The 14,783-nt window shown below is 74.0% G+C and carries 16 protein-coding genes; 13 read left to right on the top strand and 3 right to left on the bottom strand.

The window, feature by feature from the left end; genetic code table 11:
* Positions 1–56: 56 nt before the first annotated feature.
* Genes OOK41_RS00955 through OOK41_RS00930 form a run of 6 tightly spaced genes read left to right on the top strand, consistent with a single transcriptional unit; the run spans position 57 to position 5,658 of the window.
* Entirely contained in the window at positions 57–914 is an 858-nt protein-coding gene (locus OOK41_RS00955; RefSeq protein WP_266262460.1) for an STAS domain-containing protein, read from the top strand.
* Complete coding sequence (locus OOK41_RS00950; RefSeq protein WP_117667891.1) at positions 914–1,327, top strand: STAS domain-containing protein; 414 nt, start codon at positions 914–916, stop codon at positions 1,325–1,327. The genes OOK41_RS00955 and OOK41_RS00950 overlap by 1 nt, the downstream gene beginning before the upstream one ends.
* Positions 1,324–1,743, top strand: a complete 420-nt coding sequence (locus OOK41_RS00945; RefSeq protein WP_266262459.1) for an ATP-binding protein — start codon at positions 1,324–1,326, stop codon at positions 1,741–1,743. Before OOK41_RS00950 ends, OOK41_RS00945 begins: the two co-directional genes overlap by 4 nt.
* Positions 1,740–2,756 (top strand): SpoIIE family protein phosphatase, encoded by a 1,017-nt coding sequence (locus OOK41_RS00940; protein WP_266262458.1) that lies wholly within the window; start codon positions 1,740–1,742, stop codon positions 2,754–2,756. The genes OOK41_RS00945 and OOK41_RS00940 overlap by 4 nt, the downstream gene beginning before the upstream one ends.
* A gap of 32 nt (positions 2,757–2,788) precedes the next feature.
* Positions 2,789–4,114, top strand: coding sequence for a sensor histidine kinase (locus OOK41_RS00935; protein ID WP_266267703.1), 1,326 nt, complete (start codon positions 2,789–2,791; stop codon positions 4,112–4,114).
* Positions 4,115–4,116: 2 nt separating this feature from the next.
* Positions 4,117–5,658: a SpoIIE family protein phosphatase gene (locus OOK41_RS00930; RefSeq protein WP_266267702.1), complete on the top strand. Its 1,542-nt coding sequence runs from the start codon at positions 4,117–4,119 to the stop codon at positions 5,656–5,658.
* A gap of 62 nt (positions 5,659–5,720) precedes the next feature.
* Here the strand turns inward: OOK41_RS00930 and OOK41_RS00925 are convergent, their stop codons facing one another.
* The gene (locus OOK41_RS00925; protein ID WP_266262457.1) at positions 5,721–6,032 is read right to left on the bottom strand and encodes a hypothetical protein; all 312 of its coding nucleotides are present in this window, start codon (positions 6,030–6,032) and stop codon (positions 5,721–5,723) included.
* Positions 6,033–6,262: 230 nt separating this feature from the next.
* Here OOK41_RS00925 and OOK41_RS00920 point away from each other — a divergent pair, with 230 nt between their 5' ends.
* Positions 6,263–7,072 carry a helix-turn-helix transcriptional regulator gene (locus OOK41_RS00920; protein ID WP_117667889.1) on the top strand — a complete coding sequence of 270 codons (810 nt, stop codon included), beginning with the start codon at positions 6,263–6,265 and terminating at the stop codon, positions 7,070–7,072.
* Complete coding sequence (locus tag OOK41_RS00915; RefSeq protein ID WP_117667888.1) at positions 7,063–7,254, top strand: DUF397 domain-containing protein; 192 nt, start codon at positions 7,063–7,065, stop codon at positions 7,252–7,254. Before OOK41_RS00920 ends, OOK41_RS00915 begins: the two co-directional genes overlap by 10 nt.
* Here the strand turns inward: OOK41_RS00915 and OOK41_RS00910 are convergent.
* A complete protein-coding gene (locus tag OOK41_RS00910; RefSeq protein ID WP_266262456.1) occupies positions 7,229–8,038 on the bottom strand; it encodes an AraC family transcriptional regulator in 810 nt (269 codons plus the stop codon). The two genes, OOK41_RS00915 and OOK41_RS00910, sit on opposite strands and share 26 nt — an antisense overlap.
* Before the next feature lie 31 nt (positions 8,039–8,069).
* On the opposite strand from OOK41_RS00910, the gene OOK41_RS00905 reads away from it, so the two are divergent.
* From OOK41_RS00905 to OOK41_RS00885, 5 genes are all read left to right on the top strand, one after another.
* A complete protein-coding gene (locus OOK41_RS00905; protein WP_266262455.1) occupies positions 8,070–8,636 on the top strand; it encodes a TIGR03086 family metal-binding protein in 567 nt (188 codons plus the stop codon).
* 109 nt (positions 8,637–8,745) lie between these two features.
* Positions 8,746–9,282: a PadR family transcriptional regulator gene (locus OOK41_RS00900; RefSeq protein ID WP_266262454.1), complete on the top strand. Its 537-nt coding sequence runs from the start codon at positions 8,746–8,748 to the stop codon at positions 9,280–9,282.
* Positions 9,279–10,049 (top strand): ABC transporter ATP-binding protein, encoded by a 771-nt coding sequence (locus OOK41_RS00895; protein WP_266262453.1) that lies wholly within the window; start codon positions 9,279–9,281, stop codon positions 10,047–10,049. The genes OOK41_RS00900 and OOK41_RS00895 overlap by 4 nt, the downstream gene beginning before the upstream one ends.
* On the top strand, positions 10,046–11,581 hold the full coding sequence (locus tag OOK41_RS00890; RefSeq protein ID WP_266262452.1) for an FtsX-like permease family protein: 1,536 nt from the start codon (positions 10,046–10,048) through the stop codon (positions 11,579–11,581). The genes OOK41_RS00895 and OOK41_RS00890 overlap by 4 nt, the downstream gene beginning before the upstream one ends.
* Before the next feature lie 71 nt (positions 11,582–11,652).
* Complete coding sequence (locus tag OOK41_RS00885; RefSeq protein WP_266262451.1) at positions 11,653–12,600, top strand: threonine/serine dehydratase; 948 nt, start codon at positions 11,653–11,655, stop codon at positions 12,598–12,600.
* Between the two features lie 82 nt (positions 12,601–12,682).
* On the opposite strand, the gene OOK41_RS00880 is transcribed toward OOK41_RS00885, so the two are convergent.
* Positions 12,683–14,776: a S9 family peptidase gene (locus OOK41_RS00880; RefSeq protein WP_117668003.1), complete on the bottom strand. Its 2,094-nt coding sequence runs from the start codon at positions 14,774–14,776 to the stop codon at positions 12,683–12,685.
* Positions 14,777–14,783: the final 7 nt, after the last annotated feature.

Raw genomic sequence — 14,783 nt, 5'->3', positions numbered from 1 at the left:
ATTGCTGGGTGCCCGGTGGTAGAGTCCGGCCGGTCCAGGTCAGAGGGAGGATGCCCGTGGCGTTGAGCGCGGAGGAAAACGGTCGGCTGACCGGTCTGCTGAGCGAGCACGCCGAGCGGGTTGTACAGCGCTGGACGGAGGTCGCCACCGCGTCGCTGCGCGGCCGACTCAGCCAGGCCGAGCTGCGCCGCCAGGTGCAGGACCTGCACCGTAGCATGGTGGAAGCGGGGCGGGGCGGCTCGTTCGATCTTGAGTCGGAGTCGGCCGGCGAGCTGCGCGCCGTGCTCGCCGAGCTGTCCAGGGGCCGGGCCCGGCAGGGCTTCACCGCCACCGAGACGGCGGTCAGCGTGTACGGCCTCAAGGACGTCCTGCTGGAGCTGCTGGAGTCCGACGCGGACACCACCCTCCGCGACTATGTGGCCTTCTCCTCGCTGGTCGACCAGATGGGGCTGTTCACCTTCGAGAGCTTCGTCCGTACCCGGGAGGGCCTGATCGCGGACCAGGCCGAGCAGCTCCTCGAACTCTCCACCCCGGTCGTCAAGATCTGGGAGGGCGTGGTGGCCGTGCCGCTGGTCGGCACGCTCGACTCGGCCCGGGCCCAGGTGGTGATGGAGCGGCTGCTCCAGACCCTGGTCGACACCAGCTCGCCGTACGCGATCATCGACATCACCGGCGTGCCGGCGGTGGACACCCAGGTCGCCCAGCACATCCTCAAGACGGTGGTGGCCGCCCGGCTGATGGGCGCCGACTGCATCATCTCCGGCATCCGCCCGCAGATCGCCCAGACCATCGTCGCGCTCGGCATCGAGTTCGGCGACATCGCCACCAAGGCCAGCCTGGCCGACGCGCTGCGCCACGTGCTGCGGCTCACCGGGGCGGAGACCGCCCGCCGGCAGCCGCGCCGGGAGTCCTGATGGAGCGGGTGCCGGTCCTGAAGATCGGCGACATCCTGCTCGTGTCGATCCAGGTCGACATGTCCGACCAGACGGCGGTCCAGCTCCAGGAGGACCTGGCCGAGCGGATCGTCGCCACCGGCTGCCACGGCGTGATCATCGACATCACGGCGCTGGACATCGTCGACTCGTTCGTCGGCCGGATGCTGTCCACCATCGCCTCGATCTCCAGGGTGCTCGACGCCGAGACGGTGGTGGTCGGGATGCGTCCCGCCGTCGCCATCACCCTGGTCGAGCTGGGCCTGTCGCTGAACGGCATCCGTACCGCGCTGAACGTCGAGCGGGGCATGGAGCTGATCGCGGCAGCGCAGGCCGACGACTACGACTACTCCGCCGAGGACGAGCCGGACGACGAGACGACGGCCACGAGATGACCGCCGGCATCGACCTGGGCCACCCGCAGGCGCAGGCGATCCAGAGCGACGAGGACGTGGTGCGGGTCCGCCAACTGGTACGGACGGTGGCGGTGGCGGCCCGGCTCTCCCTGGTCGACCAGACCAAGCTGGTCACCGCGGCCAGCGAGTTGGCGCGCAACACCCTGGTCTACGGCGGGGGCGGCGTCGCCGAGGTGACCACCGTGGACAACGGCCTGCGGCGCGGCATCCGGATCGTCTTCGCCGACGACGGCCCCGGCATCGTCGACCTGGACCTCGCCCTCACCGACGGCTACACCACCGGCGGCGGCCTCGGACTCGGCCTCAGCGGCGCCCGACGGCTGGTCGACGAGTTCGACATCGTGACCGGGTCGGGCCAGGGGACCCGGATCACGGTCATCAAGTGGTCCCGATGACCGCCGACGCCGTGTCCGACCACGGCCTGTGGTTCCGGGTGGAGAGCGGCAGCGCGGCCAGCGCGGTCCGGCGGGCCGCCGAGCGGTTGGGCCAGCAGCTCGAAATCGGTGCGGTCCGCACGGCCGAGCTGGCGATCGTCGCCGCCGAGCTGACCAGCAACCTGGTGAAGCACGCCGAGGACGGGCTGCTGCTGCTGCGCCCGGTGCGCCGGGGCGGACAGGCCGGTGTCGAGCTGGTCGCCATCGACTCCGGGCCCGGCATGGCCGACCTGACCATGTCCTCCCGGGACGGGCACTCCACCGCCGGGACGCTCGGCATCGGCCTCGGCGCCATCCTGCGGCAGACCGACTGGTTCGACGGCTACTCCCGGCCCGGCAGGGGCACCGTCCTGGCCGTGCAGGTCTGGCCGCGGGGGCCCCTCCCGGCGCTGTCCTGGGCCGGCGGGCTCACCCGACCGCTCACCGGCGAGTCGGTCAGCGGCGACGGGTACGCCGTCCGGATCGCCGAGGGACGGCACCAGGTGCTGACCTGTGACGGTCTCGGCCACGGGCCGCTGGCGGCGGCGGCCACCGACGCCGCGCTGGCCGCGTTCCGGGCCGCCCCGGCCGGGTCGCCGGCGGCGGTGGTGCAGCACCTGCACCGGGCGATGTCGCACACCCGGGGCGCGGCGCTGGCCGTCGCCGAGCTGGCACCGGACGCGAAGCTGCTGCGGTTCGCCGGGCTGGGCAACATCTCCGCGTCCGTGGTGGCCGAGGGTGAACGGCGGCGGGGGCTGGTCTCCCTGCCCGGGATCGCCGGCCACCAGCGACCCGTCGTCCGGGAGTACGAATATCCCTTCCCGACCGGGGCGTCGCTGGTGATGCACAGCGACGGTGTGGTGGACCGTTGGCAGCTCGACGACTATCCCGGACTGGTCGCCAGCGGCCCGCTCGTGATGGCCGCGACCCTGCTGCGCGATGCCGGGCTGCGTCGGGACGACGCCTGCGTCCTGGTCGCCCGGGCGCCGTCGTGACCGGGCCGGCGGCCGGCCCGCCGCTGCTCCAGATGGCGCTGCGGGTCGAGCACGACATCTTCGTGGTCCGGCAGCGGGGCCGGGAGGTGGCCATGGCGGTCGGCCTGGAACACCAGGACCAGGTCCGGCTCGCCACGGCCCTCAGCGAGGTGGCCCGGGACCTGCTGCACGCCGTCGGCGGTGCGGACGTCATCTTCGCCGTCGACCTCGACGCGCAGGGCCCCCCGCAGGTGCGGGTGGACCTGGCCCCGGTGAGCCCGCTCCCCGACGGCCGGTACGAGCCGCACTCCGGCGCGGTGGCGCGACTGGTGGACATGTTGGGCGTGGTGGACCGGGAGGGCGATACGGTCGTGAGGATGTCCCGACGTGTCCCGGCGACCGCACAGGCGCTGACCCCGGAGCGACTTGCCGAGCTGCGAGCCGAGCTCGCCAGCAGCGCTCCCGGCAGCGCCCTGGACGAGCTCGCGTCGCAGAACGAGCAGCTCATCGCCGCCCTGGACGAGGTGCGTAGCCAGCGCGACGAGCTGGCCGTGCTCAACGAGGAGCTCCAGGAGACCAACCGGGGTGTGATGGCCCTGTACAACCAGCTCACCGAGGAGCTGGAGGAGACCAATCGGGGGGTGGTCGCGCTCTACGCCGAGCTGGACGAGAAATCCGCCCAACTCCGTACGGCCAGCGAGTCCAAGAGCCGGTTCCTGGCCAACGTCAGCCACGAGCTGCGCGCCCCGGTGACCGCGATCATCGGGCTGAGCCGGCTGCTGGCCGACTCCGCGTCCGACCCGCTGACGGAGGAGCAAGCCCAGCAGGTCGGGCTGATCCGGTCCTCGGCCACCGACCTGCTCAGCCTGGTCAACGAGCTGCTCGACCTGGCCAAGGCGGAGTCCGGGCGGCTGGAGCCGAACTGGGCCGAGGTGGACCTGCGGGCGGTCTTCGGCCAGTTGCGCGGCACCCTGCGCGCGCTGTCCACCAGGCCAAAGGTCGAGCTGGTGGTGGAGGACCCGCCCCCGCCGGGGACGGTCCGCTCCGACGAGGTGCTGCTCGCCCAGGTGCTGCGCAACCTGCTGCACAACGGGCTCAAGTTCACCGAGCGGGGCGAGGTCCGGATGCGGGCGGAGGTCCGCGACGAGCGGTGGCATCTGTCGGTAACCGACACCGGCGCCGGCATCGCCCCGGAGCTGCACGAGCGGATCTTCGAGGAGTTCTACCAGGTGCCGGGGAGCACCCGGATCGGCGGCACCGGCCTCGGCCTGCCGTACGCGCGCCGGGTGGTGCGCCTGCTCGGGGGCACCCTGGAGCTGACCAGCGAGCCGGGCCGGGGCAGCACGTTCACCGTCACCCTGCCGATCGGCGGGGGGTGACCGTGGAGGGCGGCCCGGTGACCGTGCTGGTGGTCGACGACAGCCGCACGAAGCGGTACCTGCTGGTGAGTTGGCTCCGCCGGGCCGGCTTCGCGACGCTGGAGGCGGAGACCGGCGGGGAGGCGCTGGCCCGGATCGGGGTGGACCCGATCGACCTGGTCGTGCTCGACGTCCGGCTGCCCGACCTGACGGGGTTCGACGTCTGCGAACGGATCAAGAAGGCCCAGCCGGCGATACCGGTGATCCACGTGTCGGCGCACGCCATCGACGTGGCGGATCGGGCCCAGGGCCTGACCCGGGGCGCGGACGCCTACCTGGCCGAGCCGATAGAGCCGGAGGAACTGGTCGCCACCGCCCACGCGGTGCTGCGCTACTACCGGGCCCGGCAGCGCGCCGAGCTGCTCGCCGAGCGGCTCACCGGGCTGGCCGAGACGACCGTGGCGGTGCACGCCGCGCCGAACTTCGCCCGGCTGCTGGAGGCGGCGGCGGCCGGTGCCGCCCGGATCTTCAAGGGCCCGGCGGTGGTGGTGGCGGAGACCTTCGACGGCGACTGCCTCGCCGGGGTCTGCGCCGGTCCGGGGGGCGAGCCCCGGATCGTGCCGTGGGTCGTCGACGACACGGGGGTGCCGACCGGCTCCACCGTGCGGATCGACGACCCCGGCGACTGGGGACTGGTCGACTGGCCGGCCGGCGACCGGGTGACCGTGGCCGCGGCGAAGCTGCGCGGGGACCGGGCACCGCTCTACGTGGTGGTGCCGACGGGCACCCAGACCCCCGGGTCGCCGGTGCTGGTGCAGGTCGCCCAGGCCGTGGCGGCGGCGGTGGAGGCGCAGCGCTCCTTCGACGAGGAGCACCGCATCGCGGTCACCCTGCAACGCAGCCTGCTGCCCCGCCGGATCCCGGAGATCGCCGGGCTCGACCTCGCCGTGCGGTACGAGCCGGCCAGCGCGCAGACCGAGGTGGGCGGCGACTTCTACGAGCTGGTGATGCTGGACGGCCACCTGCTGATGGCGATCGGCGACGTCGCCGGGCACTCCCTGCACGCCGCGACGGTGATGGCGGAGCTGCGGCACGCGGTGCGCGCGTACGCCGTCGAGGGGCACCAGCCGGGCGCGATCCTGCACCGGGTCAACGAGCTGATGCGGACGCTGCTGCCCAACGAGCTGGCCACCATCTGCCTGCTGCTGCTGGAGCCGAACTCCGGTCACGTCCGGCTGGCCAGCGCCGGCCACCTGCCGGCGCTGATCAGCCTGGACGGCGCGGTGGAGTACGTCCAGCACTCGGCCCCGCTGCTCGGCGTGCGCGCGGATCGCCCCGCCGACCTGGAGTTCGTGCTGCCGGCCGGGGCGACGCTGGTGCTCTACACCGACGGGCTGATCGAGCGGCGGGACACCACGATCGACGAGGGGCTGGCCGCCCTGGCCCGCTGCGCCGACGTGGTGGACGCCGACCTGGACGCGTTCTGCCAGCGGCTGCTGGTGGAGCTGGCCCCCACCGAGATCAACGACGACGTCGCGGTGGTGGCCCTCCGCCGCCGAAGGTGAACGGAGAGGCAGCTTGTTGACGCCCCCGGCACCGTCGGCGCCTCCGGCATAGCAGGCCCCCTTCAACTCCCGCTCTCGCGCAGCCAGCCGAGGAAGCGGCGGTACAGAACCCCGGCCGGCGGCGCGGTGTACGGATGCAGCCGGGTGAGCTGGTCGCCCGCCTCCAGCATCAGGCCGGCGAGGTACACGGCGAGCGTGACGGGGGAGTCGGCGTACTCGTGACGCAGCCGCAGCCGGGCCGGCGAGCAGGGCCACGGGCCCGCGCAGACCCGGCAGAGCCAGATCGGCCTGACCGGCAGGTGTTCCCGGACCACCGGCCGCCGGGCCGGCCGCGCCGCGGCCCGGGGCGGATCCGGCGGGTGGTTCTCCGGCATGGGGCCTGCCTCTCCGTTGCGCCTCGGGTGGTGCGGGGGCGGGCCGCCGTGCCCGGCCCGCCCCCGCGCGGTTCCGCCCGGGTCGGGGATCTCGGGGGGAGACGGCCGGGCGGTCCCGCTGGGTTCACAGTCTGGTGATCGGACGGTTACCGTGAGAAGGTTCGCCGCCCGGACCAGCCGGGCGTCGCGGCCGTGGTCCCGCAGGTCCCGAGGGTGTACGGAGGCTGTCCGTGGAGAGATCGCCGATGCTCGACCACTTCGCCGAGGAGTTGCGGCTGGCCCGGTCGGCCGCCGGGCTGTCCCAGGCGGCCCTGGCCGAGGCGGTCAGCTACTCGGCCGCCCTGATCGCCAAAATCGAGACCGGCGACCGGCGGCCGAGCGGGGACCTGGCCCGACGCTGCGACGCGGTGTTCGGCGCGGGCGGCCGGTTCGCCCGCATCCAGCGCCGGATCAGCCGGGAGACGGTGGTGCCGTACTTCCGCGAGTGGGCGGGGATCGAGCAGGAGGCGACGGCGCTGCGCGGGTACGAGCCGCTCTACGTCCCCGGCCTGCTCCAGACCGAGCGGTACGCCCGCGCGGTCCTCTCAGGAAGCGGACTGCTCTCGGCGCAGGAGGTCGAGCGGCAGGTCGCCACCCGGCTGGACCGGCAGGAGATCCTGACCCGGGACCGGCCGCCGACGCTGACCGTGGTGGTCGACGAGTCGGTGCTGCGCCGCCCGGTCGGCGGCCCGGAGGTGCTGCGGGAGCAGTTGCGCCACCTGGTCAAGGTCGGCGAGGGGCTGCCCCGGGTGCGGATCCACGTGGTGCCGCTCGCCGTGGGGGCCTACGCCGGGCTGGAGGGCCCGTTCGTCATCGCCACGCCGCCGGTGGGCGAGGATATGGTCTATGTGGAGACTCAGCTCGGCAGCCAGGTCACAGACCGCCCGGAGGACGTGCGCCGGATGGTCGACGTCTGGGAGTCGATCCGGGGCGAGGCCCTGCCCCACCAGCGGTCGGTCGAGCTGATCGCGGAGACGACGGAGGCGGAACCATGGACCTGAGCACTGCCCGGTGGCGCACCAGCAGCCGCAGCAACGGCACCGGCGGCAACTGCGTCGAGGTGGCCGTCAACCTGCCCGGCGTGGTGGCCGTACGCGACTCGAAGGACCGCTCCGGGCCGGTGCTGGCCTGTTCCCCGGCCGCCTGGCGGGCCTTCCTCACCGGCCTGCGGCCGGCCGGCTGAGCGACCGGGCGTACGCGGTCGGGGAGATCCCGGTGGCGGCGGTGAACTCGCGGACCAGGTGGGCCTGGTCGGCGTAGCCGAGGTCGGCGGCGAGGGCCGCCCAGTCCACCGGCCCACCGGCGGCCTGCTCGATCGCCTCCTGGACCCGGTACCGCCGGATCACCCACTTCGGGCCGACGCCCACCTGGTCGAGGAAGAGGCGTTGCAGCCGCCGGGTGGTGGTCCCGTGCCGCCGGGCCAGGTCGTCGACCCGCAGCACGCCCCGGTCGGCGCGGATCTCCTCGGCCAGCGCCATCGCCTCCGCCGTCGACGGGTCGGGGCGCGGGTCCCAGGCGGCCAGCAGGTCGTCCAGGGCGGCGCACCGCTCGTCGTCCGTACCGGCGCAGAGCCGTCGGCCCGCGACGAGGCCGGCGGCGAGCGGGCGGCGCTCGCCGGTCAGCTCGGCGACCGGCCGCCGCCAGAACGGCCGGAAGCCGCCCGGGCGGAACTGCACCCCGCTGACCCCGCCGGTGCCGGTCAGGGTGATCCGGAACAGCTCCCGCCCGACGCCGGCCACCTCGGCGGTCTCCCGACCGTCGCCGTCGCGCTGGAACGCCGCGTTGACCGCCGGGTGCGGGAGCACCCGCTGCTCGAACGGCTCGTCCAGCTCCCAGTCGATCAGCCAGTAGAGCTCGACGTACGGGCGCAGCGCGGCGGCGGGCAGCCGACGGCGGAAGCGGACCTCGCGCAGCAGCCGACGGGGGTCGAGGATGCCCCTGCTGTCCCCGCGCGGCTGGTGTCGCATTTCTTCAAGACCACCCTCGTACGCTGCCCTTATGGCCACGAAGACTAGTGAACTCCTGGCGGAAGCCGCGCCGCGCGCCGTCGCGGTGGTCCGGGCGATCCGTGACGACCAGCTCGACCTGCCCACCCCGTGCGCGGACTACTCCGCCCGGGACCTCATGAACCACCTGTACCAGGTGGTGGTCAACTTCCAGGAGTTGGCCGCCAAGCGACCGGCGAACTGGGACAAGACCGACTACCTGACCGACGGCTGGCGGGACCGGTTCGCCGCCGAGACCGAGCGGCTGATTGAGGCGTGGGCGGACCCGGCCGCGTTGGAGGGCGTTTCGCCCGGGATGGGGCTGCCCCAGGAGACGGTCGGGGAGATGGGGCTGATCGACCTCACCGTGCACGCCTGGGACCTGGCCCGGGCCACCGGCCAGCCGTTCGACGCCGCGCCGGACGCGATTGCCGTCCTGCACGCTTTCATGGACCGGATGGGAGAGACGGGCCAGCAGATGGGTGCCTTCGCCGCCCCGGTCGCCGCCCCGCCGGACGCCGCCCCGCTCGACCTCGTCCTGGCCCGGATGGGCCGGCACCCCGGCTGGTCGGCGAGCTGACCGGCAGCGCCGGCGGCCCACCGGGCTGCCCCGTCCGGAGGGCCGAACCGCCAGGGCGGCCGGACGTGGCGAGTTGACTCGACTATTCTCCCGGTGAATAGTGATTGGGGTGTCGACTCCACACGTGTTGCTCGGCCTGCTGGCGCAGGGGAGCAGGCACGGCTACGAGCTGAAACGGGCCCATGACCAACGGCTGCCCCGGGCCCGGCCGCTGGCGTTCGGGCAGGTCTACGCGACGCTCGGCCGGTTGCAGCGGGACGGGCTGGTGGCGCCCGCCGGCCAGGACCGCGACGGCGGGCCGGACCGCACGACGTACGCGCTCACCGGCGCCGGGCGCGACGCGCTGGACCTGTGGCTCGCGGAGGTCGAGCCGCCCCTGCCGTACGTCACCAGCACGCTCTTCGCCAAGGTGCTGGTGGCGTTGCTGGTCGCCGACGCCGAGCGGGCGAGGGAATACCTGGTCGCCCAGCGCCGGGCGCACACCGACCGGCTCCGCGAGCTGACCGCGGTCAAGACGGACCTCTCGGCCACCCTCGACGACGTCGTCGCGGCCGACTTCGCCATCGCCCACCTCGACGCCGACCTGAGGTGGTTGCACACCACCCTGGAGCGGGTCGCCGACTGGCACCGGGAGGTGCACTCGTGACGGAACTCCAAGCTCGCGGCGTGGTGAAGGCGTACGGGCCGACACCAGCGCTACGCGGGATCACCCTCGACGTCGCCGAGGGGGAGATCGTCGCGGTCACCGGCCCGAGCGGCTGCGGCAAGTCCACCCTGCTGCACTGCCTGGCCGGCATCCTCCGTCCGGACGCAGGCCAGGTCACCTGGCGGGGCGAGCGGATCGACACCTGGTCCGAGGCGGCCCGGTCAAGGCTGCGGCGTACCGAGTTCGGGGTGCTCTTCCAGTTCGGCCAGCTCGTGCCCGAGCTGACCGCGGCGGAGAACGTCGCACTCCCGCTCCTCCTCGCCGGCACGGGGCGGCGAGCGGGGCAGACGGCGGCGCTGGCCTGGCTGGACCGGCTGGGCGTGGCGGACCTGGCCGACACCCGGCCCGGCGAGATGTCCGGCGGGCAGCAGCAGCGCTGCGCGCTGGCCCGGGCGTTGGTCACCGAGCCCCGGGTGCTCTTCGCCGACGAGCCGACCGGCGCGCTGGACACGCTGGCCGGCGAGCAGGTGCTCGGCCACCTCGTCCGGCTGTCCCGGGAGCAGCGCACCACGGTCGTGCTGGTCACCCACGAGCCACGCGTCGCCGGGTACGCCGACCGCGAGGTGATGCTCCGTGACGGGGTGGTCGACGGCACGGGTCTGGGGATCGACGTTCCGTCGTCGGGCGGCCCGGGCCGGTCGACGGGCGGGCTCGGCCTGCTGGTCGGCGATGCAGGGGCCGGCTCGGTGCAGGACGGGCTGCGGTGAGGCCCGGCACCCTGGTCCGGCTCGCCCTCGCCGGCACCCGGACCGACAAGGTGCGGGTGGCGCTGACCGCGCTCAGCGCCGCGCTGGCCACCCTCGCCGGGCTGGCGGCGCTGACCGTGCTGGCCATCCCGACGCCGCTGCGCACCGACGACAACCCGGCCCGCTGGTCCCTCCAGTACGCCAACACGCTGCTGCGGGAGCCGGGGCTGCGCGGCGGGACGACCTTCGCGCTGCTGCTGCTCGCCGTCCCGGTGCTGGCGTTGGCCGGGCAGTGCGCCCGGCTCGGCGCACCAGCCAGGGACCGCCGGCTGGCCGCCCTGCGACTGGCCGGGGCCACCCCCGGCCAGGTCACCCGGCTCGCCGTGCTGGAGACCGGGGTGGCCAGCCTGTTCGGCACCGTCACCGGCCTGGTGGCCTTCCTGTCCGCCCGTGGGCTGCTCGACCGGCCCGACGCGCACGGCCAGCTCGCCCTCCCCACCGACGTGCTCCCGTCGCCGGTCGCGCTGGCGGCGGTGGTGCTCGGCCTGCCCGCCGTCGCGGCGGCGGGCACCGCGCTGCTGCTGCGCCGGGTCGCCACCACGCCGTTCGGAGTGGTCCGCCGAGCCGGCCGGGACCGTGCGCCACGCCCCTGGTTCGCGTTGCTCATCCTGGTCGGCCTGGCCGTGTTCGCCGCCTACCATCCGGTGAACTCCTGGTACCGCCACCGGGACATGGAACCGCCGCTGCTGCTCCTGCCGATGCTGCTCGTCGCTGGCGGGATCGCCGCCACGGTCGGGTCGGTGCTCGCCTCCGCCTGGTTCTCGCACACCGCCGGCCGGCTGTTGCACCACCTCGCCCGGGGGCCGGCAGCGCTGTTGGCCGCCCGCCGGCTCACCGCCGACCCGTGGGCCGGCAGCCGTACCTTCGCCGCGCTGCTGGCCGCCGTACTGCTCGGCGGCGGCGCGGCTGGCATGCGGGCCAACGCGCAGGCCAGGTACGACATCGAGCGGGCCGAGTACCGACTGATCGGGGACCTACACGCCCCGAACCCGTTCTACCTTCAGACCATCAGCCTGGTCGACCTCGCCGTCGCGATTGCCGTGACCATCGCGGCCGGCGGGTTGCTGGTCGCGCTGGTCGAGGGGATCGTGGCCCGCCGTCGGGCGTACGCGGCGCTGGTCGCCCAGGGCGTCCCCCGGGGTGTGCTGGGCCGGTCGATCGCCTGGCAGGCGCTCACCCCGGCGGTGCCGGCGGTGCTGCTCGCCCTGACCGTGGGGCTGCTGCTCGGCCGGCGCTTCGCGGGCCCGGTGCGCACCGGCGTCGTCAGCGGCAAGGTCTGCGAGGCGACCGCCGAACTCTGCGCCGACCCGGCCACCCGGGAGCGGTACCTGCGTACGATCGCCCCGCCGAAGCGGTACTTCATGCCCGACGTACCGCTGGAGCACCTGGCCTTGTTCGGGGCCGGCGCGCTGGCTGCGGTGTCCCTCACGGTCCTGGTCGGGTTGCTCTTTCTGCGCGCCAGCACGAGGGTGGAGGAGCTGCGGGCGACCTGACGGGTGTGCCGGTGCCGGGTGGTCGGCGCCCGGGTCGAGCGTGGCCTCGTCGTCGGCGGGAGGATGGCGGGATGGACCTCGTGACGCTCGACGACATCCGGGTCGCCGCCGACGACATCGCCCCGACCGTGCTTCGTACGCCGCTGTTGCGCGCCCCCTGGGACGGCGGGCTGTGGCTGAAGCCGGAGAGCCTGCAACCGGTCGGCTCGTTCAAGCTGCGCGGCGCCACCCACGCGGTCGCCCGCCTCGACGGGGCCGGGCGGGGCCGGGGCGTGGTCACCCACTCGTCCGGCAACCACGGGCAGGCTCTCGCGTACGCGGCCCGGGCGGCCGGTGTGCCGTGCACGGTGGTGGTGCCGGAGGGCGCCCCGGAGGTGAAGATCGCCCGGATGCGGGCGTTCGGTGCGGCGGTGCTGCTCGTCCCGCCGGTGCAGCGGCTGGCCGAGGCGCAGCGGATCGTCGCCGAGGCCGGGGCGGTGCTGGTGCCGCCTTTCGACGACCGGCGGATCATCGCCGGCCAGGGCACGGTCGGCACGGAGATCGTCGATGACCTGCCCGACGTGGACGTGGTGCTGGTGCCGGTCGGCGGGGGCGGCCTCGCGTCCGGGGTCGCCACGGCGCTGCGGGCGCTGCGCCCGTCGACCGCCGTGATCGGCGTCGAGCCGGAGCTTGCCGCCGACGCCCGGGAGTCGCTCGCCGCCGGGCGGGTGGTGCCCTGGGACGTCGAGCTGACCTACCGCACCTGCGCGGACGGGCTGCGCACCAACCTGTCCGAGCTGACCCTGGCCCACCTGCGGGACCGCCTCGACGGCATCGTCACGGTGACCGAGGAGGAGATCCGGGCGGCGGCCGGCCTCCTGATCAGGGACGCCCGGCTGGTGGTCGAGCCGAGCGGCGCGGTGGCGACGGCCGCCCGGCTGTTCCGCTCCGGCGAGCTGCCGGCGGGCCGTACCGTCGCCGTGGTGACCGGCGGCAACGTCGATCCGGCCCTGCTCGCCGACCTGGTCACCGCCTCCTGACGGCGCGCCCCGCCGCCGGCCACCGCCGCGCCCGCGGCCGGCCTCCGCCGGGTGGCGGAGGCCGGGTGGAGAGGGCTTCCCCCTACGCCGCTTTCAGACGGTCGAGGATCCAGGCGTTGATGAACGCCTCCTCGCGCCAGGAGTCGTACCGGCCGCTGGGGCCGCCGTGACCGGCGCCCATCTCGGTCTTGAGCAGGTAGTCGCCCCGGGGGGCGACCGCCCGCAGCCGGGCGATCCACTTCGCCGGCTCGTGGTAGAGCACCCGCGTGTCGTTGAGGCTGGTCACCGCGAGGATGGCCGGGTAGTCCACCGCCGTCACGTTCTCGTAGGGGGTGTACGACTTCATGTACGCGTAGACCTCCGGGTCGTCGAGGGGGTTGCCCCACTCCTCCCACTCGGTCACGGTCAGCGGCAGCGACGGGTCGAGGATCGAGGTGAGCGCGTCCACGAAGGGCACCTGCGCGACGATGCCGGTGAACGCCTCCGGGGCCAGGTTGGCCACCGCGCCCATCAGCAGGCCGCCGGCCGAGGCACCCCGGGCCACCAGCCGGTCCGTCGACGTCCAGCCCGAGCCGGTCAGGTGCCGGGCGCAGGCGACGAAGTCGGTGAAGGTGTTCTTCTTGGCCAGCAGCTTGCCCTCGTCGTACCAGCGGCGGCCCAGCTCGCCGCCGCCCCGGATGTGCGCCACCGCGAAGATCACCCCCCGGTCCAGCAGGGACAGCCGGGCCACCGAGAACCACGGGTCCATGCTCGCCTCGTACGAGCCGTACCCGTAGATCACGCAGGGGGCGGAGCCGTCGCGCGGGGTGCCGGCCCGGTGGACCAGCGAGATCGGGACGCGGGTGCCGTCGTCGGCGAGCGCCCAGTCCCGGTGCTGCTCGTAGTCGGCGGGGTCGTACTCCCGGCCGTCCGGGCCGGGCCGGACCGGCTTGCGCCGGCGCAGCACCAGCTTTCGGGTGACCAGGTCGTAGTCGTACACCGAGTCCGGGGTGACCAGCGAGGAGTAGCGCAGCCGGACCTGCCGGGTGTGGTACTCCGGGTTGCTGTCCAGCCCGACGCTGTAGATCGGCTCCGGGAAGTCGATGTCGTGGCCGTCGCCGCTGCCGATCGGCAGCACCCGCAGCCCGGTCAGCCCGTTGCTGCGCAGCGAGACGACCAGGTGGTCGGCGAAGGCGTCCACCGCCTCCAGCCGGGTGCCGGGGGTGTGCGGGATCAGCGGCACCCAGTCGCCCGGCGCGTCCGCCGAGGTGAACGCCAGCGCGAAGTCCTCGGCATCGTGGTTGTGCAGGATCAGGAAGCGGTGCCCGTGGTGCTCGACGCTGTATTCGACGCCCTGCCGGCGGGGGGCGACGAGGGCCGGTTCGCCGGTGGGGTTGCCGGCCGGGATCACCCGCACCTCGCTGGTGATCTTGCTGTGGCTGTCGATCAGGATGAACTTCTCCGACCGGGTCAGCTCGACGCCGACCCAGAACCGCTCGTCGTCCTCCTGGTGGACGACGACGTCCTCGGCGGCCCGGGTGCCGATCAGGTGCCGCCAGACCCGGTTGGGCCGCCAGGCGTCGTCCACCGTGACGTAGAACAGCACCGAGGCGTCCGCCGACCAGGCTGCGCCGTAGGAGGTGTCGGGCACCTCGTCGGGCAGCACCTCGCCGGTGCTGAGGTCCTTGACCCGCAGGGTGAACCGCTCGTCGCCGGAGAAGTCCGTCGAGTACGCCAGCCACCGGCCGTCCGGGCTGACGTCGAACGCGCCGAGCGAGAAGAAGTCGTGCCCCTCCGCCAGCAGGTTGCCGTCGAGCAGCACCTCCTCGCCGTCGAGCGGGGCGCCGTCGGCGCTCACCGGCGGCTCGGTCTCGCCGTCGCGGACGGCCCGGCGGCAGTGCACACCGTACTGCTGGCCCTCTACCGTGCGGGTGTAGTACCAGTGGCCGCCCTTGCGGGTCGGCACCGACAGGTCGGTCTCCTGGGTGCGGCGCCGGGTCTCCTCGAACAGGGTGCCGCGCAGCTCCTCCAGGTGGGCGGTGCGCGCCTCGGTGTACGCGTTCTCCGCCCTCAGGTGGGCGATCGTCTCCGGGTCGTCCTTGGCGGCCAGCCAGGCGTACTCGTCGACGACCTTGTCGCCGTGGTGGGCGCGCTCGGTGGGTACCTGCTTGGCGACGGGCGGGATCTCGGTGGTCACGCCGGTC

The sequence above is a fragment of the Micromonospora sp. NBC_01655 genome (genome assembly GCF_026339755.1).
GTDB lineage: Bacteria > Actinomycetota > Actinomycetes > Mycobacteriales > Micromonosporaceae > Micromonospora.
Note: the sequence above shows the minus strand (reverse complement) of the source record. Positions and strands in the feature narration are given on the sequence as shown.